This is a genomic window from Arthrobacter sp. TJ-236, assembly GCF_058269235.1.
Map to the genome: position 1 here is coordinate 1,249,984 of NZ_JBZCNI010000001.1, position 20,916 is coordinate 1,270,899.

At 70.6% G+C, this 20,916-nt stretch carries 22 protein-coding genes and 1 tRNA gene; 9 read left to right on the forward strand and 14 right to left on the reverse strand.

The features are described from left to right. The first annotated feature begins 134 nt into the window (after positions 1 to 134). Complete coding sequence (gene idi, locus AC4D16_RS05805) at positions 135 to 722, forward strand: isopentenyl-diphosphate Delta-isomerase (RefSeq protein ID WP_490954263.1); 588 nt, start codon at positions 135 to 137, stop codon at positions 720 to 722. 81 nt (positions 723 to 803) lie between these two features. Then, positions 804 to 2,003: an acetyl-CoA C-acetyltransferase gene (locus AC4D16_RS05810; RefSeq protein WP_490954264.1), complete on the forward strand. Its 1,200-nt coding sequence runs from the start codon at positions 804 to 806 to the stop codon at positions 2,001 to 2,003. A gap of 177 nt (positions 2,004 to 2,180) precedes the next feature. Here AC4D16_RS05810 and rplL read toward each other — a convergent pair whose 3' ends face one another. The 7 genes from rplL to AC4D16_RS05845 all read right to left on the reverse strand — a co-directional run bounded on the left by rplL (position 2,181) and on the right by AC4D16_RS05845 (position 6,635). Further along, on the reverse strand, positions 2,181 to 2,558 hold the full coding sequence (gene rplL, locus AC4D16_RS05815; RefSeq protein ID WP_490948327.1) for a 50S ribosomal protein L7/L12: 378 nt from the start codon (positions 2,556 to 2,558) through the stop codon (positions 2,181 to 2,183). A gap of 59 nt (positions 2,559 to 2,617) precedes the next feature. After that, positions 2,618 to 3,268 (reverse strand): 50S ribosomal protein L10, encoded by a 651-nt coding sequence (gene rplJ, locus AC4D16_RS05820; protein WP_490948326.1) that lies wholly within the window; start codon positions 3,266 to 3,268, stop codon positions 2,618 to 2,620. 431 nt (positions 3,269 to 3,699) lie between these two features. Further along, entirely contained in the window at positions 3,700 to 4,404 is a 705-nt protein-coding gene (rplA, locus tag AC4D16_RS05825) for a 50S ribosomal protein L1 (protein ID WP_490948325.1), read from the reverse strand. A 147-nt stretch (positions 4,405 to 4,551) separates the two neighbouring features. Continuing rightward, positions 4,552 to 4,983 (reverse strand): 50S ribosomal protein L11, encoded by a 432-nt coding sequence (gene rplK, locus AC4D16_RS05830; RefSeq protein ID WP_490948323.1) that lies wholly within the window; start codon positions 4,981 to 4,983, stop codon positions 4,552 to 4,554. A 122-nt stretch (positions 4,984 to 5,105) separates the two neighbouring features. Beyond that, the gene (nusG, locus tag AC4D16_RS05835) at positions 5,106 to 6,050 is read right to left on the reverse strand and encodes a transcription termination/antitermination protein NusG (RefSeq protein ID WP_490954265.1); all 945 of its coding nucleotides are present in this window, start codon (positions 6,048 to 6,050) and stop codon (positions 5,106 to 5,108) included. Positions 6,051 to 6,151: 101 nt separating this feature from the next. Continuing rightward, positions 6,152 to 6,409 (reverse strand): preprotein translocase subunit SecE, encoded by a 258-nt coding sequence (gene secE / locus AC4D16_RS05840; protein WP_490948321.1) that lies wholly within the window; start codon positions 6,407 to 6,409, stop codon positions 6,152 to 6,154. A 153-nt stretch (positions 6,410 to 6,562) separates the two neighbouring features. After that, positions 6,563 to 6,635, reverse strand: a tRNA-Trp gene (locus AC4D16_RS05845). A 280-nt stretch (positions 6,636 to 6,915) separates the two neighbouring features. Between AC4D16_RS05845 and AC4D16_RS05850 the strand changes: the two genes are divergently transcribed. Beyond that, positions 6,916 to 8,142 carry a pyridoxal phosphate-dependent aminotransferase gene (locus AC4D16_RS05850; protein ID WP_490954266.1) on the forward strand — a complete coding sequence of 409 codons (1,227 nt, stop codon included), beginning with the start codon at positions 6,916 to 6,918 and terminating at the stop codon, positions 8,140 to 8,142. Positions 8,143 to 8,218: 76 nt separating this feature from the next. Here AC4D16_RS05850 and AC4D16_RS05855 read toward each other — a convergent pair whose 3' ends face one another. Together AC4D16_RS05855 and AC4D16_RS05860 are read right to left on the reverse strand one after the other, a co-directional pair. After that, positions 8,219 to 8,929 carry a response regulator gene (locus tag AC4D16_RS05855; RefSeq protein WP_490948770.1) on the reverse strand — a complete coding sequence of 237 codons (711 nt, stop codon included), beginning with the start codon at positions 8,927 to 8,929 and terminating at the stop codon, positions 8,219 to 8,221. Between the two features lie 181 nt (positions 8,930 to 9,110). Further along, on the reverse strand, positions 9,111 to 10,535 hold the full coding sequence (locus tag AC4D16_RS05860) for an ATP-binding protein (RefSeq protein ID WP_490954267.1): 1,425 nt from the start codon (positions 10,533 to 10,535) through the stop codon (positions 9,111 to 9,113). A 124-nt stretch (positions 10,536 to 10,659) separates the two neighbouring features. Between AC4D16_RS05860 and AC4D16_RS05865 the strand changes: the two genes are divergently transcribed. The 4 genes from AC4D16_RS05865 (at position 10,660) to AC4D16_RS05880 (ending at position 13,944) form a co-directional block, all read left to right on the forward strand. Next, positions 10,660 to 12,417, forward strand: a complete 1,758-nt coding sequence (locus tag AC4D16_RS05865; protein ID WP_490954268.1) for a PspC domain-containing protein — start codon at positions 10,660 to 10,662, stop codon at positions 12,415 to 12,417. Further along, a complete protein-coding gene (locus AC4D16_RS05870; RefSeq protein WP_490954269.1) occupies positions 12,414 to 12,710 on the forward strand; it encodes a hypothetical protein in 297 nt (98 codons plus the stop codon). The genes AC4D16_RS05865 and AC4D16_RS05870 overlap by 4 nt, the downstream gene beginning before the upstream one ends. Positions 12,711 to 12,817: 107 nt before the next feature. Beyond that, complete coding sequence (locus AC4D16_RS05875) at positions 12,818 to 13,057, forward strand: PspC domain-containing protein (protein WP_490948316.1); 240 nt, start codon at positions 12,818 to 12,820, stop codon at positions 13,055 to 13,057. A gap of 83 nt (positions 13,058 to 13,140) precedes the next feature. Further along, positions 13,141 to 13,944: a carotenoid biosynthesis protein gene (locus AC4D16_RS05880; protein WP_490954270.1), complete on the forward strand. Its 804-nt coding sequence runs from the start codon at positions 13,141 to 13,143 to the stop codon at positions 13,942 to 13,944. Positions 13,945 to 14,099: 155 nt separating this feature from the next. On the opposite strand, the gene AC4D16_RS05885 is transcribed toward AC4D16_RS05880, so the two are convergent. Continuing rightward, positions 14,100 to 15,524 (reverse strand): phytoene desaturase family protein, encoded by a 1,425-nt coding sequence (locus AC4D16_RS05885; protein WP_490954271.1) that lies wholly within the window; start codon positions 15,522 to 15,524, stop codon positions 14,100 to 14,102. Next, positions 15,521 to 16,387 (reverse strand): UbiA family prenyltransferase, encoded by an 867-nt coding sequence (locus AC4D16_RS05890; protein ID WP_490954272.1) that lies wholly within the window; start codon positions 16,385 to 16,387, stop codon positions 15,521 to 15,523. The genes AC4D16_RS05885 and AC4D16_RS05890 overlap by 4 nt, the downstream gene beginning before the upstream one ends. Positions 16,388 to 16,653: 266 nt before the next feature. On the opposite strand from AC4D16_RS05890, the gene AC4D16_RS05895 reads away from it, so the two are divergent. Further along, complete coding sequence (locus AC4D16_RS05895) at positions 16,654 to 17,679, forward strand: 6-phosphofructokinase (protein ID WP_490948312.1); 1,026 nt, start codon at positions 16,654 to 16,656, stop codon at positions 17,677 to 17,679. 76 nt (positions 17,680 to 17,755) lie between these two features. After that, positions 17,756 to 18,511, forward strand: coding sequence for a GNAT family N-acetyltransferase (locus tag AC4D16_RS05900; protein WP_490948311.1), 756 nt, complete (start codon positions 17,756 to 17,758; stop codon positions 18,509 to 18,511). A 124-nt stretch (positions 18,512 to 18,635) separates the two neighbouring features. Here the strand turns inward: AC4D16_RS05900 and AC4D16_RS05905 are convergent, their stop codons facing one another. From AC4D16_RS05905 to AC4D16_RS05915, 3 genes are all read right to left on the reverse strand, one after another. Next, complete coding sequence (locus AC4D16_RS05905; RefSeq protein ID WP_490948310.1) at positions 18,636 to 19,031, reverse strand: ankyrin repeat domain-containing protein; 396 nt, start codon at positions 19,029 to 19,031, stop codon at positions 18,636 to 18,638. Next, positions 19,028 to 20,119 carry a CAF17-like 4Fe-4S cluster assembly/insertion protein YgfZ gene (gene ygfZ, locus AC4D16_RS05910; RefSeq protein ID WP_490948309.1) on the reverse strand — a complete coding sequence of 364 codons (1,092 nt, stop codon included), beginning with the start codon at positions 20,117 to 20,119 and terminating at the stop codon, positions 19,028 to 19,030. The genes AC4D16_RS05905 and ygfZ overlap by 4 nt, the downstream gene beginning before the upstream one ends. Before the next feature lie 70 nt (positions 20,120 to 20,189). Beyond that, on the reverse strand, positions 20,190 to 20,786 hold the full coding sequence (locus AC4D16_RS05915) for a heme-binding beta-barrel domain-containing protein (protein ID WP_490948308.1): 597 nt from the start codon (positions 20,784 to 20,786) through the stop codon (positions 20,190 to 20,192). Between the last annotated feature and the right edge of the window lie 130 nt (positions 20,787 to 20,916).

The window sequence follows — 20,916 nt, forward strand, 5'->3', positions numbered from 1 at the left end:
AAGTAAACAACGGATGAGGCGCGCCTGACGAAACGCGGACGGACGACGGCGGCCCACGGGCCCGAGCCGACGGGCCGCGGGGTGCACGGACGAACAGCGGGAAGAGAGCCATGATGGCGAGCGAAGCAGGGACGATGCAGCAGGACGTCACGGGTGGCACGGCCGCGGACGGCGCCGCCGAACTGGTGGTCCTGCTCGCCGAGGACGGCACTCCGCTCGGGACGCACGAGAAGGCGACCGTCCACACCCTCGACACCCCGCTGCACCTCGCGTTCTCCACCCACGTCTACGACGACGCCGGCCGCATCCTGGTCACGCGCCGTGCGCTGGGCAAGAAGGCCTGGCCCGGCGTCTGGACCAACTCGTTCTGCGGACACCCCGCCCCCGGTGAGGCCTTCGAGGACGCCGTGCATCGTCGCGCGGCGCAGGAGCTCGGTTTCACCGTCCGCGACATCAGGCCGGCCCTGCCGGACTTCCGGTACCGGGCGGTCGACGCCTCGGGGATCGTCGAGAACGAGATCTGCCCGGTGTACACGGCGATGGCCGACAGTGCGGTCGATCCGCTGCCCGACGAGGTCATGGACGTGCAGTGGGTCGACGCCGCGGAGCTCGTCCGGGCCGTCACCGCCACCCCCTGGGCCTTCAGCCCGTGGCTCACCCTCCAGCTCCCCCTGCTCTACCCGCAGGGCGCCGACGGGCCCGGGCCACGCACGTCCGCCTGACGCTCCACCCCCGCACGATACGCCCCGGGGCAGCGCCCCAGGACACCACGGCATCATTCAAGGACGAAAGAGAGCATCGCCATGGCGACACCCACGCCCGCACCCGACGACGTCGTGATCGTGGGAGGTGCCCGGACACCCCAGGGGCGCCTCAACGGTCAGCTCGCGTCCTTCACCGCCGTCGAGCTCGGCGCACTCGCCATCCGGGGCGCGCTCGAGCGCTCGGGTGTCGACCCCGCGTCCGTGGGCGCCGTCCTGATGGGTCACGTGGTCCAGGCGGGGTGCGGTCAGAACCCGGCGCGGCAGTCCGCCGTGAAGGCGGGCGTCCCCTGGAACGTCCCCGCGACCACCCTGAACAAGGTCTGCCTCTCCGGGCTCACCGCCGTCATCGACGCCGCGCGCCTGATCCGGGCCGGCGAGGCCGACGTGGTGGTCGCCGGTGGGCAGGAATCGATGACGCGAGGGCCTCACCTGCTGCCCGGCTCGCGCCAGGGCTGGACCTACGGATCCATCCAGGCGCTCGACTCCGTGGCCCACGACGGCCTGACCGACGCCTTCGACGCCGAGTCGATGGGCGCCTCCACCGAGCGCGGCAACGTGCGGCTGGAGATCGACCGCGCTGCGCAGGACGGCGTGGCCGCGGCGTCCCACCAGCGTGCCGCAGCGGCGACGGAGAGCGGCGTCCTGGCCGAGGAGATCGTGGCCGTCACGGTGAAGCAGCGCAAGGGCGACGACCTCGTCCTCACCACGGACGAAGGCATCCGACCGGCCACCACGGTGGAATCACTCGGTGCCCTGCGGCCGGCGTTCAACCCCGATGGCGCCATCACGGCGGGCAACTCGTCGCCGCTGTCCGACGGCGCCGCAGCGCTCGTGCTCACCTCGCGGTCCTACGCGGAAGAGGCGGGGCTGACCGTCCTCGCCGTCGTCGGGAAGCCCGGTCAGGTCGCCGGACCGGACAACACCCTGCACTCACAACCGTCGGCGGCGATCGCGCAGGCGCTGGAGCGCGCGGGCTGGACGGCGGCGGAGCTCGACTTCATCGAGATCAACGAGGCCTTCGGATCGGTGGCCGTGCAGTCGCTGAAGGATCTCGGGTACCCGCTCGAGCAGTGCAACATCCACGGAGGCGCGATCGCCCTCGGCCACCCGATCGGCGCATCAGGTGCGCGCCTGGCCCTGCATGTGGCCATGGAGCTCACGCGTCGCGGTGGAGGGCGGTCGGCGGTAAGCCTGTGCGGCGGCGGCGGCCAGGGCGAGGCCCTGCTGCTCTGGCGCTAGCCCCTCCCCGACGCCCCCGACCGCGGCGACCCCTGGCCTGACCTCCGGGCACAAGCCACCCGCGTCCGCGCCGGAGCCGGAGGGGACCCGCTGAGAACATGAAAGGCCCCGCTTCGCAGGAAGCGGGGCCTTTCGGGTGATGCGTGTCCCGTCGAACGGGACGATGCGTCGGTACTACTACTTGAGCGTGACGGTGGCGCCGGCAGCCTCGAGGGACTCCTTGGCCTTCTCGGCAGCTTCCTTCGTTGCGCCCTCGAGGACGGCCTTGGGCGCGCTGTCGACGACGTCCTTGGCTTCCTTGAGGCCGAGCGAGGTGAGCGCGCGAACTTCCTTGATCACTGCGATCTTCTTGTCGCCTGCAGCCTCGAGGATGACGTCGAATGCCGTCTGCTCCTCTTCGACTGCGTCGGCGCCGCCACCGGCGGGGCCTGCGACGGCGACCGCAGCAGCGGTCACGTCGAAGGTCTCCTCGAACAACTTGACGAAGTTCGAGAGTTCGATGATGGACAGTTCCTTGAAAGCTTCGATGAGCTCTTCGTTGGTGAGCTTCGCCATGAGTGGCGTCCTTCCGTTAGTGGTGCTGGGCACCGTGAGCATGAGGGGGTCGAGAAGAACTACGCTTGTTCGGGCGCAGCGGCTTCCTCGGCAGCGGGGGCTTCAGGAGCAGCGTCTGCGGGTGCAGCAGCTTCCTCTGCGGCGGGGGCTTCGGGAGCGGCGTCTGCAGGAGCAGCAGCTTCCTCGGCGGCGGGGGTTCCGGCGTCGTCCGCCGATGCGGCTCCGCCTTCTTCCTCGAGCTTGACCCGCAGGGCGTCGGCAGTCCGCGCGAGAGCGGACATCGGTGCCTTGAGGACGGCTGCGACGCGCGAGAGCTGGAGCTCACGTGATTCGAGTGCTGCCAGGGCGACGACCTCGGAGGCCTCGAGAGCCTTGCCCTCGAAGATGCCGGTCTTGATGATGAGCTTCGGGTTGGCTTTCGCGAAATCCGTGAGGCTCTTCGCTGCTGCAACGGCGTCGCCCTTGATGAAGGCGATCGCGGTGGGTCCGGACAGCTGGCCTTCGAACGCGTCGATGCCTGCTTCCTTCGCCGCGATGCCGGTCAGGGTGTTCTTGACGACCGAGAACTTGGTGTCGGCACCGAGGGCGCGACGCAGTTCCTTCAGCTTTGCAACGGTGAGTCCACGGTATTCGGTCAGGACAGCAGCGGTGGATTCGTTGAAATCGGTGGTGATCTCATCCACTGCGGAAACCTTTGTAGGCGTTGCCATAACCCTCCTTCCGGGAATAGGCGCCGGGCGTGCCAGCCCCAATAAAAAACGCCCCGCGCAGATGCACGGGGCTGGGCTCGACACGGGCGCAAGGCCGGTGGGGAGAAGCTTCGTTCACCTGCGTAGGCCGTCCCTCACGGGAACTTTCGGATCCTCGTCCTTCTTCATCACGACGCACGGGTGCGCTGCTCGGAAGCGGAAAGGGATCGACCGACGGTCTTTGGTCCTCCAAGCGTACGGGACGCCGGGAGTGCTCACCAAATCAGGCCGTCGCGGTGACCTTCTGCCAGCCCGCGGTGCGTCCGGACGGACGGAACCCCAGCGCCGTATTGACGTCGAGCATGAAGGCGTTCTCCTCCGCGTTCCACCTCCCGGGCACAGAAAAGCCCCGCGGCGCATGCCGCAGGGCTTTTCCGTGAGCGTGGGTCGACCTAGACGGCGAACACCTTGGTGACGGCCGGGTCGACCGGGATGCCGGGACCGAAAGTCGTCGAGACGGTCGCCTTCTGGATGTAGCGTCCCTTCGAGGCCGACGGCTTGAGGCGGAGGATCTCCTCGAGCGCCGCAGCGTAGTTCTCGCCCAGCTGCTGCTCCTGGAAGGAGACCTTGCCGATGATGAAGTGGAGGTTCGAGTGCTTGTCCACGCGGAAGTCGATCTTTCCGCCCTTGATGTCGGTGACCGCCTTCGCGACGTCGGCCGTGACCGTGCCGGTCTTCGGGTTCGGCATCAGGTTGCGGGGGCCGAGGATCTTTCCGAGGCGTCCCACCTTGCCCATGAGGTCCGGGGTCGCAACGGCGGCGTCGAAGTCGGTCCAGCCGCCCGAGACCTTCTCGATCATGTCGTCGGAACCGACGAAGTCGGCGCCGGCAGCGATCGCGGCCTCTGCCTTCTCACCGGTGGCGAAGACCAGGACGCGGGCGGTCTTGCCCGTGCCGTGGGGAAGGTTCACCGTTCCGCGAACCATCTGGTCCGCCTTACGGGGGTCCACTCCGAGGCGGAGTGACACCTCGACCGTGGCGTCGAACGAGGAGGGGTTGGTCTCCTTCGCGAGGACGACCGCCTCGAGGGGGGCGTAGTGCTTGTCCGCCTCGATCTTCGCGGCGGCTCCTCGATATGCTTTGCTGCGCTGTGCCATCTGCTTGTTCTCCTTATGCAGTCGTGGTCGTCGGACCGCGCTGGGCCCTGCCACTCACGCCGTCGTACGCCGGAGCGTCGTCGTCGTGCCGTCTGGTGGTGGTGTGCCCTGGCCGGAGGGACCGGCCGGGGCGGATGTCGAGGTGCGTCAGCCCTCGACCGTGATGCCCATGGAGCGGGCGGTGCCGGCGATGATCTTGGCAGCTGCCTGGACGTCGTTGGCGTTGAGGTCGTCCATCTTCATGGTGGCGATCTCCTCGACCTGCGCGTTGGTCAGCTTGGCGACCTTCACCGTGTGGGGCGTGCCCGATCCCTTGGCGACTCCGGCTGCCTTCTTGATGAGCTCGGCTGCCGGCGGGGTCTTGGTGATGAAGGTGAACGAGCGGTCCTCGTACACCGTGATCTCCACGGGGATGACGTTGCCGCGCTGGGACTCCGTGGCGGCGTTGTACGCCTTGCAGAATTCCATGATGTTGACACCGTGCTGACCGAGCGCGGGACCAATGGGAGGAGCCGGGTTGGCGGCGCCTGCATTGATCTGCAGCTTGATGAGGCCGGTGACCTTTTTCTTGGGGGCCATGAAAGGGTCCTTCTCTTGCATTGCGATCCCGCGGGACAGGAGCGTCCGCGCGGGGTGGTGGCCGTCATGGCGTGACGGCCTGACGTCGCTCCCCGGCTAAGCGAGCCGGGAGGCGACGAAGCTTACTGGATCTTCGTGACCTGCGTGTACGAGAGCGTGACCGGGGTCTCGCGCTCGAAGATCGAGACCAGCACGACGAGCTGCTGCGACTCGTGCTTGATCTCGGAGATGGTGGCCTGGAGGGTCTCGAAGGGTCCCTCGTTGACGGTCACGGGCTCGCCGACCGTGAAGTTGACCGTCGCCGGGGTGAAAGCGGGCTGGACCGGCTTGCCCGACTCGGCGTCCATGTGGACGATCGTGTGCTCGAGCATCGAGAAGACCTCGGACAGGCTGAGCGGAACGGGGTTGTGAGCGTTGCCCACGAAGCCCGTGACGCCCGGCGTGTGGCGCACGGCGCCCCAGGACTCGTCCGTCAGTTCCATCCGCACGAGCACGTAGCCCGGGATGCGCACGCGGTTGACGATCTTCCGCTGCGTGTTCTTGATCTCGACGACCTCTTCCATCGGGACCTGGATCTCGTAGATGAAATCCTCCATGTCCAGCGTCTGGATACGGGTCTCGAGGTTGGCCTTCACGCGGTTCTCGTAGCCGGCGTAGGAGTGGATGACGTACCAGTCACCGTCCTGGCGACGGAGCTTGGCCTTGAACTCCGCGACGGGATCGACGACGGGAGCCTCCTCGGCGTCCGCGTCCTCCGAACCGTCGGCATCGGCGTCGGTCTCCTCGGAGTCGGCCCCGTCCTCGGTGTCGACTCCGTCCTCGGTGTCGACCCCGTCAGCTCCGGCCTCGTCGATGCCGAGCTCGTCGGATCCGGCGGCCGGGTCGGCCTCGACGTCGTCCGCGAGCAGGCCGTCCCCTGCAGCGACATCGGTCGCTGTGGGGTAGGCGTCGGAATCGTCAGCAGGTACGTCGGAGGCGGGGCCCTCGGCCTCCCCCTCCGTTCCGTACTCCTCGTTCTCCAGACCATCTTCGGGAGTGATCTGCCGTTCGAGTTCTTGCTCGGACACCTAGCCGCCTGCTTTCTGACATTCTTCGGGAGTTGTTCTGCTTGCGTACGCTCGGGCGCCGCCTCGGGTCCTACGGAGGACCGTCGACCGGGGTCGCGGCGTCAGTTGCCGCCGAACACCCAGATCGCCCCGCGCCCGAACAGGAGGTCCAGGCCGGTCACGAGGAGCATCATGATGACCACGAAGACGAGCACGGTGATGGTGAACCTGACCAGTTCCCGGCGGGTCGGGGTGACCACCTTGCCGAGTTCCGCGAAGACCTGACGGATGAACAGCATGATGCGTCCGAAGAACCCTCGCGTGGGAGCCTTCTTCTCGGAAGGGCTTCCCTGGGAGCTGCTCGCAGCCGTATCGGTCACCGTCAACCTCATCAATCTGTGTGGTCTCCCAGCCGGACCACCAGTGGCGCCCTCAGCTGATCATGTTTACCGCCGCGCGGGGCCTGTGCCTGCACCGGGGTTTCGTGATCTGTTTCTGCCGTACCCTCACCGAACATCTGCGAGGGCCACGCGCAGGGCAGACAGGACTCGAACCTGCAACCTGCGGTTTTGGAGACCGCTGCGCTACCAATTGCGCCACTACCCTTCGGGTCGTCACCATGATCGGGCCGCTCCCCGAGGGCACGAACCATCATGGTGTTTCAACACCGAGGGTCAAGTCTACGCATGGAGCGGCGGAACGTCGAACCCAGGGGTGGGGCGCACCGCTTCGCCTCCCCGCCCGCGGCATCGCGGCGCCCTGCTCCTTCGCGTCCGCTTCATGACGGCGCCCGGCACGCTGCCTTCGGCCGCCGTGGGCGCCCCGCCTAAGCTGGGAGCAGCCAACGACTCCTCCAACGCCACGGAAACGGGACCCGATGAACGCGATGACCCACGACTCCACCCGCGCAGCGCTTCCCCGGATCTCCCGGCGGATCGGGTCCATCGCGGAGTCCGCCACGCTCGCCGTCGACGGCAAGGCCAAGGCGCTGAAGGCGGCTGGACGCCCCGTGATCGGCTTCGGCGCGGGAGAACCGGACTTCCCCACACCGGACTACATCGTCGAGGCGGCCGTCGCCGCGGCCCGGCAGCCGAGATTTCACCGCTACTCCCCCGCGGGAGGCCTGCCCGAGCTCAAGCAGGCCATCGCCGAGAAGACCCTGCGGGACTCGGGCTACGCGGTGGACCCCGCGCAGGTGCTGGTGACCAACGGCGGCAAGCAGGCCGTCTACGAGGCGTTCGCGGCGCTGCTGGATCCCGGCGACGAGGTGCTGGTCCCCACGCCGTACTGGACCACCTACCCGGAGGCGATCAGGCTCGCGGGAGGCGTGCCCGTGGAGGTGTTCGCCGGCCCCGAGCAGGGATACCTCGTGACCGTCGACCAGTTCGAGGCGGCCCTGACCGAACGCACCAAGGTGCTGCTGTTCGTCTCGCCGTCCAACCCCACGGGCGCGGTGTACGGCGCCGACGCCGTCCGCGAGATCGGTGAGTGGGCCTCGGCGCGGGGCCTGTGGGTGGTGACGGACGAGATCTACGAGCACCTGACGTACGACGGCGTACCGTTCACCTCGATCGCGACGGCTGCGCCCGCGCTCGCGGACAAGGTGGTCATCCTCAACGGCGTGGCGAAGACCTATGCCATGACGGGCTGGCGCGTGGGATGGATGGTCGGCCCGACCGACCTGGTGAAGGCCGCGACGAACCTGCAGTCCCACGCGACCTCGAACGTCTCCAACGTGCCGCAGATGGCCGCCCTCGCCGCGGTGTCCGGGCCTCTGACCGCCGTCGAGGAGATGAAGGCGGCGTTCGACCGCCGTCGTCGCGCGATGGTCTCGGCGCTGGACGCGATCGACGGCGTGGACTGCCCCACCCCGCACGGTGCCTTCTACGCCTACGCCGACGTCCGCGCGCTCCTCGGCCGGAGCCTCGACGGCGTGAGGCCCGCGACCTCCGCGGAGCTGGCCGCGCTGATCCTCGAGAAGGTGGAGGTCGCGGTGGTCCCCGGCGAGGCGTTCGGGCCGAGCGGCTACCTGCGCCTCTCCTACGCACTCGGCGACGACGACCTCGCGACCGGCGTGGGCCGCCTGCAGGAGTTCCTGGGCTCCGCGACCTAGGACGCGGAGCTGCCCGCCCGGCCGCCCGGGCCACCGACGGTCCGCACACACCATCCGCACACGCCGTCCGCGGAGGTCACAGGAGCCTGCGCTCCGTGGCCCAGCGCGTGAGTTCGTGGCGGGACGAGAGCTGCAGCTTCCGGAGCACCGCGGAGACGTGCGTCTCGATCGTCTTGACCGAGATGAACAGCTCCTTCGCGGTCTCCTTGTAGCTGTAGCCCCGGGCGATCAGCCGCATGACCTCCAGTTCGCGCGCGGAGAGTCGGTCGAGCTCGTCGTCCACGGCCACGGAGGCCGTACCGAAGGCGTCGAGCACGAAGCCGGCGAGCCGGGGCGAGAACACGGCGTCCCCCGACGCGATCCGCTGGACGGCGTCGGTGATCTCGGGACCGGAGATCGTCTTGGTCACGTAACCGCGAGCGCCGGCACGGATGACCGCCACGACGTCCTCGGCCGAGTCCGAGACGCTCAACGCGAGGAACCGGGACGCCGCTCCGCGCCGGGTGCAACGGTGGATCACCTCGGCCCCGCCCCCGCCGCTCCCGCCGGGCAGGTGCACGTCGAGGAGCACGACGTCGGGCGCGGTAGCTGCGATGACCGCCTCCGCCTCCTCGACCGTCGCGGCCTCGCCGAGCACGGTGATGGCGGACCCCAGCGCGGCGCGCAGGCCCGAGCGGAAGATGCCGTGGTCGTCGACGATCACCACGGAGACCGTCGCCGGCCCTGATGACCTTGCTGCCAGGTCGCCGTCCGGCCTGCTCTCGTCCGTTCTGCTGTCCCCTGTCATGGTCCCGCCCACCTCCTCGTCCGGGTACTCCCGGACATCGTCCTCACGGTCGTTCCCGGGCGATCCTCGCATTCATCCATCCAGTCATCCACCCAATGATCCGCGCAGTTATCCGCGCGGTGATGGGTGTGTCGCCGTCCGGCCTGCTCGCGGGATCCGGTATCCCGACAGGAACAGCCCGTCATGCTCGGCCCGCGTCGACGGGCGCCGCACCGGGCTGGGAGGAGGGTGCCGCGGCCGGCGTCGTAGGAGGCATCGTCCGTGGCAGGCGCAGGCGCACCTCCGTGCCGTCGTCGTCGCTCCTGATCTCCGACGAGCCGCCGTGGCGCCGCATCCTGCTGTGGATGGATTCGCGGATACCCGCCCGGTCCGCGGGCACCGCGCCCGGATCGAACCCGGCGCCGCGATCCCGTACGAACACCTCGACGGCGCCGGGTGAGGCCTCGAGATACACCGAGACGGGCCCGCCCGCATGCCGTGCGGCATTGAGCATCGCCTCGCGGGCAGCCTGCGCCAGGGCATCCCCCGCCGGCCCCGGTTCCGCATCGCCCACGGCGACGACGGACACCGGATGCCCGTACAGGTCCTCGACCTCGCCCGCCGTGACCCTCAGACGTTCGGCGAGGCTGCCGGGATCCCGCGCCGGGTCCGCGAACAGCCACTGGCGCAGTTCACGCTCCTGGGCGCGCGCCAGACGCAGGACGTCGGTCTCGGAACCGGCCCTGTTCTGGATGAGCGCGAGGGTCTGCAGGACGGAGTCGTGCAGGTGCGCGGCGATCTCCGCCCGCTCCGTCTCACGGACGCGAGCCTCGCGCTCGGTCTCCAGATCCCGCCAGAAGGCGAGCCCCCACGGCGCCAGCACCAGCCCCACGCCCGCCAGGACGGCGAGGACGGCGACCACGGTCGCCACTGTCAGGGTCCATGAGCCGCTGCTGGACAGCGCCACGAGCACACCCGTGACGACCAGGACGATCCCGGCGAGAAGGCGCAGCGGACCGCCGGCCCGCTCGGCTCCCGCCCGGTCCATGACGCGCGCACGCCGGACGTCGTCCAGCTGTGACCACGCGAGGGCGGCGCCGGTGGCGACCACGGCGATGGGGACGAAGAACCCCCAGTCGACGCGCACTCCGAGCAGCTGCAGGATCACGACGGCCGCCGTGAGCAGGAGGGCCGTGCCGAACAGGATCTCCCGCCGGCCCGCGCCGAGCGTCCACTCCCGCCAGTGCTCGCTCGCCGACTGACCCGCGGCCCGGCCGGCCGGTGGGGTCTGAGCCCCGGACACCGCGCCGGCGTGCGACGGTGATGCGCCGCGGGCTCCTGCGGGTACGGCAGCGCCCGCCTGCGCGCCCGCGCCCGCGCCCGCGCCGATGACGTCATGCATGAAGGCGGCCGGACCTGTGCGGCGCTCCGCCTGCGCCGCGCGATCCGCTGCGGTGGGGACGAAGATCCAGAGCCAGGCGTAGAGCACGAGGCCCGCGCCGGAGGCGAGGGTCAGGACGGCCATGGCCACCCGGACCCAGGACCGCTTCACTCCGAGGTGCGTGGCCAGGCCGGCGCACACGCCGGCGATCACGCCGTCGGAGCTACGGAGCAGGGCTGGTCTCACGTCCTCATGAAAGCACGCCTCCCTGCCGTCATGGAGGTTCCCGGTCAGGAATCAGGGCGCTCTCAGGGTCGAGTCAGGGTAGGCCCCCATGGTCCGGGGACTTCCCCGGCGCGACGATGGAGTCATGACCTCAGCACCCACCCCAGGCGGGCCGTCCTGGCAGCACGAACCGGCCGCACCGACGGCGGAGCCTCCCGGCTCCTCCCCGTTCTTCCGCTGGATCCGCGGACTCGACATCACCAGGACCTCCGACCGCTGGATCGGCGGTGTCTCCGGGGCGATCGCGCGCCGCACCGGCCTCGATCTCGCACTCGTCCGGGGGATCATCGTGATCCTCTGCGTGTTCGGCGGTATCGGCGTGCTGCTGTACGGCCTCGCGTGGGCGCTGCTCCCCGAACCCGACGGCCGGATCCACGTGGAGCAGGCCGGCCGCGGTTCCTGGACCTCCGGGCTGACGGGTGCAGCAGCCTTCGTGGTGATCGGACTCGTCCAGCCCAACGTCCCGCTCCTCGGCGACGGCGGGGCGGGCGGACTGCTCTGGGCGCTCTTCTGGATCGGCGCCGTGGTCCTGTTCGTCTACTGGATCGTCAATCGTTCAGGCCGTACGGGCGGCGCCGACGGGTCCGGCTCAGGTGGACCCGGTTTCGGCGGCCCCGGTTCCGGGGGGCCCGGTTCGGGTGGACCCGGGTTCAGCGGGCCCGGTTCGGGTGGACCCGGGTTCAGCGGGCCCGGCACCGGTGCCGGACCTACCCGGCCGTACGGACCGGTACCCGGCGGTCCCGTTCCCACCGGACCCGTCGGCGGGCCGGACCCGGCAGATCCCACCTCGCCAAGTCCGACGTCGGGCACGTCCACACCGGCGACGCCCGTCCATCCCGCCTCCCCGGGTGCGGGCCCAGGTGCCGAGGGGGCGAACGATGCCGCGGCACCGCCCGATGCCTCTGACGACACCGTCTCCCTGCCCTACCGTCCCGATTCCCTGACCCGCCCCCTCCCGACGCCGTTCCCGTCACCCGGTGGGCCCGCCGGCACCGCCTGGTCGGCGGAGGCCTACGGCACGCCGTCCTCCGGCTACGGGTACTCCTCCCTCTACCCACGCGGACCGGACTCCGCGGCACGGGGCGTGCCGTCGGCGCGAGCCACGCGGGTCCGTCCTGTGCGGCCCTCGGGCTCGGCGACGGCGTTGCTGATCGGCGCCGCCGTCATCGTCGCCGCGGCGGTCCTGGCGGCCGATTACCTCGGCGCCCTCGGCGTCGGGAACCCTGCTCTCATCGCGTGTGCCGCGGCCGCCGTCGTCCTCGCACTGGGGGTGATCGTCCTCGGCGCACGGGGGCGCACGTCCGGTCTCGTCGGCGTCGCGGCCACCCTGGCCCTGATCGGCGGCCTCGTCGCCTCCTTCTCGTCGGCCGGCGGCGCGTGGGTCGTCGCCCGGGACAACCGGACGACGCCGGCCACCCTGCAGACCGCCGCCGAGGGCTACACCATCCTCGCCGCGGAGAGCACGATCGACCTCACCGAGGTGCAGCGACCCGACGAGGACGTCACGGTGCCGGTCAACACCCTCGTCAGCGACGTTACCGTGATCGTGCCCGAGGACGTCCCCGTCGAGGTGCGGACCCGCGTGGCACTCGGTTCCGCGGATGCCCGCGGCACGGCCGTGGACGGGGATGCCGCCCCCGCATTTCGGAGCGACGCCGGGGTCCTGGAGGTCGGCGACCGCGACCTCACGCCGGGCGCGTCCGGCCCCCGCATCCTCCTCGACGTGACAGGCGCCCTCAGCGAGGTCACCGTCCTGACTGCCTCGGCAGCCGACGGCACGTCCTCCGAGTTCGCACCGCCGACCCCCAGCCCGAGCACGAGCCCAACAGGAGAGACCCCATGAGTACCGCGATCACCACCCCACCGCGCCGGGCCCGGCTCGTCACCGTCGTCTGGGGGGTGACCCTGCTGATCGGCGCGGGGCTCCTCCTCCTCGGCCCGCTCATCGCCGTCTCGATCGATCCCGTGATCGTGGCCCTCGGGCTGCTGGTCGGCGTCGGACTCGCGCTCGTGGCCGGGGGCGTCCTGTCCCTGCGGAAAGGTGGCGCCACGACCGAGGACCCGACCGGCGTCGACGACCTCGACGACGACTGGCGCAGCACCTACCGGGGCGATCGCGACCCGACCGCGTACTGACCCTCATGGCGGTGCAGTAGCGTCGTCGTCCACCGTCACGCCCGTCACCCGCACGACCCCGCCCCACCCCCTCCACCAGGTACGATCCTCTCCCCGAAAGGCACATCATGCAGTCCTTCTACCGCGTCCTCCGCTCCTCCCCCCTCAAGCGCGCACCCGGCGGACTCCTGGGCGGGATCGCAGCCGGGATTGCGCGCCAGTACGGCTGGCGCGTGAGCTACGTCCGCATCGCGATGCTCCTGAGCTTCCTGCTGCCCTTCGTCGGCATACCGCTCTACCTGGTGCTGTGGCTCCTGCTGCCGACCACGGACGGCACCATCGCGCTCGAGAAGGTGCTCACCCGCTGACCCGCCCCGGCGCCGCGGGCGGCGGTGAGGAGGGCCCGAGGACGGTGCGCCGTCCTCCCGCCCGACCTGCAAAGATGGATGGCGTGTCGAAGCCCACCGCTGCCCGCAGCTTCCCCCGCCTGCTCGTCGCCGCCTGTGCGTTCCTCTTCGTGTCCGGCTACTTCGTGGTCCGGTTCCCCGACGTCGAGGGGGCGGAGTACGCCTCCTACGGCTTCAACCTCCTCATCGCGCTCCCGGCGTTCGTCGCGATCGTGCACCAGCTCGGTGCGGCACGCGGGGTCGCGACCCTGGCTGCGGTGTCGGTGTTCGGCTACCTGATCGAAGGCTTCGGGGTCGCCACGGGCGTACCCTACGGCGAGTTCTACTACGGCGAGGCCATGGGGCCGAGGATCCTCGACCTCGTTCCCTACCTGCTCCCGCTCTCCTACGTGCCGCTCGTGATCGGTGCCGTGGCGATGGTGTCCGGATCGGGCACCGCACTCCGCAGGATCGTGCTCGGCGGGCTGCTGCTGGTCGTGATCGACGGTGTCCTCGATCCGGGAGCGGTGGCCCTCGGCTTCTGGATCTGGCCCGGCGGCGGCCCCTATTACGGCATTCCGCTCTCCAACTACGTGGGCTGGTTGATCTCCGGTCTCATCGCCTCAGCCCTCGTGACCCTGATCGGCGGGCGGCGGCTCACAGCGCGACCGCTGCGCCCCGGCCTGCTCGACAGCCTGCTCGTCTCGATGTTCCTGTGGCTGGGCGTCTGCATCTTCTCGGGGCTGGTGTTCCCCGCCGTCCTCGCCGCGGCGCTGATCATCGCGCTGGTCCGACGGCGCCTGCAGCTCGCCCGCGCTCTGTCGACGACGTCGGAACCCTCCGAGGCCCTGGGAGCCCGGGCCCGCTGACGGGTCGAACCACCGGACCCCGGAACCACCCCGACCCGCGAGGGACGCTGGGGTCACGAGGGATCCAGGAGGGTTCCGGGTCCGCGAGCACCTCCGGTATCGCGCGTGTCGAGCCCCGTGACCGTTCGAAAAAATCTGTTGGTGCTACCAGCGGTTCAGACGGGCCCGAGCCGTGCCAGGAGCTTCTGCGTGGACATCATGGCGCCGCCGAGGACCGCCGGGAGCCCGCCGCCCGGATGGACCGACGCACCGACCCTCCACAGCCACGGCCGCAGCGGATCCGAGTAGGGCGGGACGTGGAACGGCCCGCTCATCCAGGCGGGATGCACCGCGCCGTACAGCGCTCCGCCGGCCGACCCGCGCTCGCCGAAGTAGCCGGGGTCGAGGATCTCGTGCCGTGCGATGTAGCTCTCGAGGGGCTCGGGCAGTCCGAGCACGCGCGTGGTCCTGTCGAGCTCGCGCTGCACGAAGGGGTCCGCCAGCGTGTAGGTCTTCCCGTTCGCGGGTGCGGTCAGCAGGAGGGCGAGCGTCGCGGCGCTGTTCGGGTAGACACCCTCCGCCGGGTAGTAGTTGGCAAAGGCCATGGTCTGGTCGGGCTCCTCGCCCGCTTCCAGGCTGCGGTACAGCGCGGCCGGACCGTCCGGCATCACCACGCCGTGCCGCGGCGTCCCCGCCGGGAGCGGGCGCTCGAGGACGGCGTAGATCCCGACCGCCGAGCAGGTGAGCTTCCGCGGCGTCCGTGGGGGCCGTCCGCCCAGCAGGCCTGCGAGGCGGTGGGCATCCAGACCGCTGACGACGGCGTCGGCCGGATAGGTCCCCACGGAGGTGACCACACGACGTCGTCCGATCCGGTGGGCGCCCTCCCCCGTCCGGATCTCCACGCCGGAGCCGAGCGCGATGCGCTCGAGGGACCGGACGAGTTCGTAGATGCCCCCTGAGGGGATCCAGACGCCGTCCTGCGCCATGATGGCCGGCATGCTCGCGTAGAGCGCGGGTGTGCGCGTGGGGCTGACGCCCGCGTTCAGCGTGTGGATCGCGATGACCTCGCGCAGGCCGTCGGGGAGCCACGGGAGGCTGTCGAGGTAGCTGCGGGTGGTCAGTCGCCTGCCGTACAGGCCGGCGAGGCGCGCGAGCGCGGGGTACGACGACCCCTCGAGCGGCCCGGTGGTCAGCAGGCGTGAGACGTCCTCCCCGAGGATGCCGTGCTCGGCGGCGAACCGCGTCCACGCGGCATGCCAGGGGTGGCCCTCGGGAACGGGCAGGGTGCAGGCCTCGCCCCGGTAGTAGTAGGTGCCGACGTCGGACAGCCGCTCGAGTGCGAGACCGGCGACTCCCTTGGCGGGCGCGGAATCGGCGGGGGCCACGGCGTCGAGCCGCGCGAGCAGTTCCTCCCAGACCGAGGGGAAGGTGAAGAGCGACGGGCCGGTGTCCATCCGCTGGCCGTCCACCTCTATGCGGCGGCTCTTGCCGCCCACGTGGTCAGCGGCCTCGAGCAGCGTGACGCTGTGGCCTGCCCGGCCCAGCAGCGCGGCCGCGGTCAGCCCGCCGATCCCTCCACCGACGACGACGACGCGGCTCATCGGTACATCCCGAGCGTGAGCGCGACGACGAGCTGGACGCCCGCGACGGTGCCGGCGACGTAGGGGAAGGCGATCGAGTAACGGTAGAGGCGGTGTCCGGTCTCGGGTCGCGGGTCACGCCAGAGACCCCACAGCAGCCAGCCCGCGATCAGCGCGTTCACGACGGCGACCGGGAGATTGACCAGCGCGAAACACACCGTGGACACGGCCCACCAGGCGCCGCTCCAGGCGACGACGCCGCGCGGACCGAGCCGCACCGCCGTCGTCGTGATGCCCACGCCACGGTCCTCGTCGATGTCCTGGACGGCGTCGTACGTGTGTTTCGCCGCGCTCCAGGCCATGAGGCCGAGCGCCGCGGGCCAGACCGGGGTGGCGCCGAGCGCGTAGGGCACGAACACCAGCGGGAAGGCGTAGGCCGCGTTGCTCAGGGAGTCCAGGTAGGGGCGCGCCTTGAAGCGCAGCGGCGGGGCGGAGTAGAACACGAAGACGAGCGCGTAGAGCGCGATCCACACGAGCGCCGGGACCGGCAGCGTGAGCGCGAACCACGCGAGGAACGGCACGTTGGTGAGGACCACGGCGATCCAGATGGCGCGGACCTCCGACGCCCTGATCCGTGCCCCTTCGAGCGAGCCCTTGCGTGGGTTCAGGGCGTCGGTGTCCTGGTCGAAGACGTCGTTGACGCCGTAGATCAGGAGGTTGAACGGCAGGGTGAGCCAGAGCAGCAGGGCCAGGGCCTGCCCGTCCCAGAAGGCCCCGGTGAGCCAGAGGCCCACCACCCCGGTGCCGATGGTGTTGATCCACAGCACGGGCCGGGAGATGTGGATCATGCGCAGCGCCGCTGGCGCGAAACCTGCCTGGGGCACTCCGGGTGTCCTCCTCGGACCTGTGGGGCGCACCTCCGGTGAAGCCCGGAGCATGCGCGCGTGGAGGTCCCAGCCTACGTGCTCGTACCCCCGCCGGAGGTCCTGTGCACTGCCTCGCACTCCGCCCCGCACCCTGCCGTGCAAGGGGTGCCCCGGCCGCGCGGGTGGTCGGTCCGGCCCGCCGTCGTGTGTCTAGAATCATAGGCGGGCCCGACGCCGTGCTCCTGCTGGATCACCCACTCCCTCGTCAAAGGAACCCACGCCCCATGAGAATCGGAATCCTCACCAGCGGTGGCGACTGCCCCGGCCTGAACGCCGTCATCCGCGGAGCCGTGCTCAAGGGCATCAAGACGCACGACCAGGAGTTCGTCGGGTTCCGGGACGGGTGGCGCGGCGTCGTCGAGGGTGACGTCATCGACCTCCCCCGCCATGCGGTGCGCGGCATCTCGAAGCAGGGCGGCACGATCCTCGGTACATCACGGACCAACCCCTTCGAGGGCAAGGGTGGAGCCGAAGCCATCAAGGAGAACCTCGAGCGCCTCGGTATCGACGCGATGATCGCGATCGGCGGGGAGGGCACGCTCGCCGCGGCGAAGCGCCTGACCGATCTGGGCCTCAAGATCGTGGGTGTCCCGAAGACCGTCGACAACGACCTCGACGCCACCGACTACACCTTCGGCTTCGACACCGCGGTGCAGATCGCCACCGAGGCGATCGACCGTCTGCGCACCACCGGCGAATCGCACAGCCGCTGCATGATCGCCGAGGTCATGGGACGGCACGTGGGCTGGATCGCCCTGCACGCCGGCATGGCCTCCGGTGCCCACGCCATCCTCATCCCCGAGCAGCAGACGAGCATCGAGCAGATCGCCGAATGGGTGTCCACGGCCAACGCCCGCGGACGTGCTCCCCTCGTGGTCGTCGCGGAGGGCTTCGTGCCCTCCCACATGGAGCAGGCGCACTCCGAACGGGGGCTCGACACCTTCGGCCGGCCCCGGCTCGGCGGCATCTCCGACCAGCTGGCCCCCGAGATCGAGGCCCGTACGGGCGTCGAGACGCGCGCCACCATCCTGGGGCACATCCAGCGCGGCGGTGTCCCGACGTCCTTCGACCGCGTGCTCGCGACCCGCCTGGGCATGGCTGCCGTGGACTCCGTGAAGGACGAGCTGTGGGGCACCATGGTCTCGCTCCACGGCACCGAGATAGCGCACGTGGGCTTCGAGGCCGCCCTCGGCAACCTCAAGCGCGTGCCGCAGCACCGGTACGACGAAGCTGCGATCCTCTTCGGCTGACCGCCGACGCGGCCGCGCCCGACCACTCACCCACCGACACCTTCCCACCGAGACCCACGGAACCGAGACGGACCCCATGGCACCCGGCACACCACCCGGAACGGAACTCGACGCAGGGACGATCGCCATCATCGAGCTCGCCTGGGCGCGACTGCTGGGGCTCGACGACGACGCCTTCGACGACGGCCGCGCGGACCGCCTCTACGGCGTGGACAACTCCGCCGACGTCCTCACCTTCGTCACACTGTTCGGCCGTGAGGTCCTCCGCGGCCCCTCGTGGGCGGTGGACGCCGCGCGCGACCTGCCGGGCATCGAGCTGCGGAGACACTCCACCCTGCTCACCCTGAGCAGGGACCACGGCGGCCGCGGACTCGGCGAGGCCCGGCTCTACTTCTGCGACGAGCTGCCGGTGCTCGACGGCCCTCCCGCCGTCGTCTCCAGCGACGCCACGACCGTGCGCGCGCTCGAGCGGCTCTGCCCGCCCGACGACGTCGCCGAGGCCGGTCTGGGCGAGGCGGAGCACCCGTTCGTGCTCGTGGACGCCCCGGACGGGCACGAGCACCAGCCGGACGCACCGACTCCGCTGGCCGGCGCGGGCTACGACGTGTGGGCCGGCATCCTCGCGCACATCTCGGTGCTCACCCCGCCCGACGAGCGGCGGAAGGGCTACGCCCAGCGCGTCACCGCCGTCGCCGTCGAGGAGGCGATGGCCGCCGGCCTGGTACCGCAGTGGCGGGCACGGACGGACAACACGGCGTCGCAGCGGACCGCCCGGCGCGCGGGCTTCGCGTTCGGTGGCACGCAGACCTCGGTGCTCCTCGACCCCGCCTGACCTCCTTGAGGCACGGGGTAGACCTGCCCGGCTCAAGAGGGTCCGGGGCGATCGACGGCCCTGATCAGGAGGCTTCCGGGGACTCCCGAGGCGTGTCCGGGGCGGGGTGAGTCCAGGCGACGCGTCAGCCGAACAGGTCCAGGAGCTCCGTGCGCTCGAACATCGAGGCAGCCGCACGGGCTGACGGCGTTCCCGCGTCGGGATCGGCCCCCGCACCGACGAGCAGCCGCGCCACCTCGGTGTGCCCCTTGAACACGGCGCCCGCCAGCGGTGTCTGGCCGCGGTCGTTGGCCTGATCGACGTCCGCCCCACGCGCCAGGAGGTCCCGCACCAGCGCCGGGTGTCCGTTGTAGGCCGCGAGCATGAGCAGGCTGTCGCCGGCGGTGTTGGTCAACGTGAAGGGCACGCCGGCGTCGAGGTACCGCGTCAGCACGGCGGCATCGCCCTGGCGTGCGGCGTCGAACAAGGCATGAGCCAGTGCGATGGCTGCGGCGGCGCCGTCGTCCGTGGGGGTGCTCACCGCGGAGCCTTCAGGAAGCCGCTCGCCCTGCCGACCACCTGGCCCGCGTCCGGCGCCACGATGACCTCCTGCCCGGCCGCGTACACCTCGTCGCCGTCCTGCACCAGCAGGTCCGTGGACGCGTCGACCGACCGCTTGAGCACGGCCAGAGCCACCGGTCCCATCTCGTAGTGGTGCGCCACGGAGGTCACGCGGCCCACGGTGCGGCCCTCGCTGACGACGGCGCTGCCCACGGCGGGGAGGGTGTGCTGGCTGCCGTCCAGCTGGAGGAACGTCAGCCTGCGCGGCGGGTGCCCGAGGTTGTGGACGCGGGCGATGGTCTCCTGGCCCTTGTAGCAGCCCTTCGCGAGGTGGACCGCCGTCCGCATGAGGTCGAGCTCGTGCGGGATGGTCTTCTCGTCGGTCTCCGCGCCGGCACGCGGCCGCCACGCGGCGACCCTCAGCGCCTCGGCGGCAAGGGAACCGGCGAGCGGCAGCCCGGCGGCGTCGACCACCTGTTCCAGCCGGTCACGGGGCACGAGGTACTCGAACCACGGCCGCTCGCGGCCGGGGTGATCGGCCTCCGGGACGGGAGCGTAGGAGAACCCTCCGATACCGACGGCGGGCCACGGATCCTCCCATACGACGACGTCGTCCCCGAGTTCGGGGAGCGCCCTCGTGGCGCCGAGCACGGCCCACGCGGAGGTGGCGTCCTCGACCTCGACGCGCAGCATGAAGCGCATGCGCTCCAGGAAGGCCGCGAGGGGTGCGGCCTCCGCGCCCTCGGTGACGAGCCACGTGGTGGCGCCGTCGTCCACGACGTGCGCGGCGAACTCTATGCGCCCCTGCACGGTGAGCAGGAGCGTCTCGGAGCTCTGGCCGGGCTCCAGGCCGAGAAGCAGCTGGGAGGACAGCGTGTTGAGCCAGCTCAGGCGATCGGGCCCGGACACGGTGACCACGCCGCGCTGGGAGAGGTCCACCACGGCCTCACCCGCGGCGAGGAGCCGCTGCTCGCGGAAGGGGTCACCGTAGTGGGAGGCGACGCCGGCGTCAGCGCCGCCGCCGTCGACGGCTCCGTGGCGGGTGAGGAGGGGGCTGGCTGGGATCATGACGGTATAACGCCTCTCGGACGGCAGTATTTCCTGGCCCTGTTCGAGGGCCAGGTACGAGGGTGTGCCCTCAGGCCCTCTTGAGGATGGCCGAGGCGTGCGCCTCGAGGGGCTCGCCATCGGAGGCGACGTCCCAGCGCCAGTACAGGTTGCCCTCCACGAGGCCGAACAGCCGCGTGGCCGCCGTGTACTCCTTGGAATGCTGCCCGCGCATCACGAGGTCGGTGCTGAGCTGGATCTGCGGCCCCTTGATGCTGCCGTAGTAGAGCTCGGCGATGCTGCCCGGGTGCACGATCGTGGCGGTGATGTCGAAGCCGCCGCTCTCGTTCCTGAACTGCTCCACCTCGTCGGCGGACTTCAGGGCCGGCACGATGTCCGCCGGGTTCAGTCCGGGCCCCACATCGGCGTCGTTCAGCTTGCGGTCGAGGGCCCAGAAGCCGGTCTCGACGGACAGCGGGCGGAGGCGGGCACCGTTCTCGTCGATGAGCCAGGATTCCGCCTCGTACTGGAGGTACGGCAGGCCGTGCTGCGAGAACACGACCCGCTGGAAGAACCTCTCGGACTCGGCCGTGCCCTCACCGAGCATCCCGGTACCCTCCCAGGTACCGAGGAGCCAGGACAGCGGGACGAGCTCAGGCGTCAGGTCTGTGGGCAGTTCGATCGACATGGGGTGCTCCGGGTCGACGTGCTACTTCTGGCCCTTGTACAGGCGCGTGATCACGAGGGCTGCGAACCCCGCCATGCCGAGACCGGCGACGACCAGCAGCGAGATGAAGAAGATTTCGAGAGCAAGAATG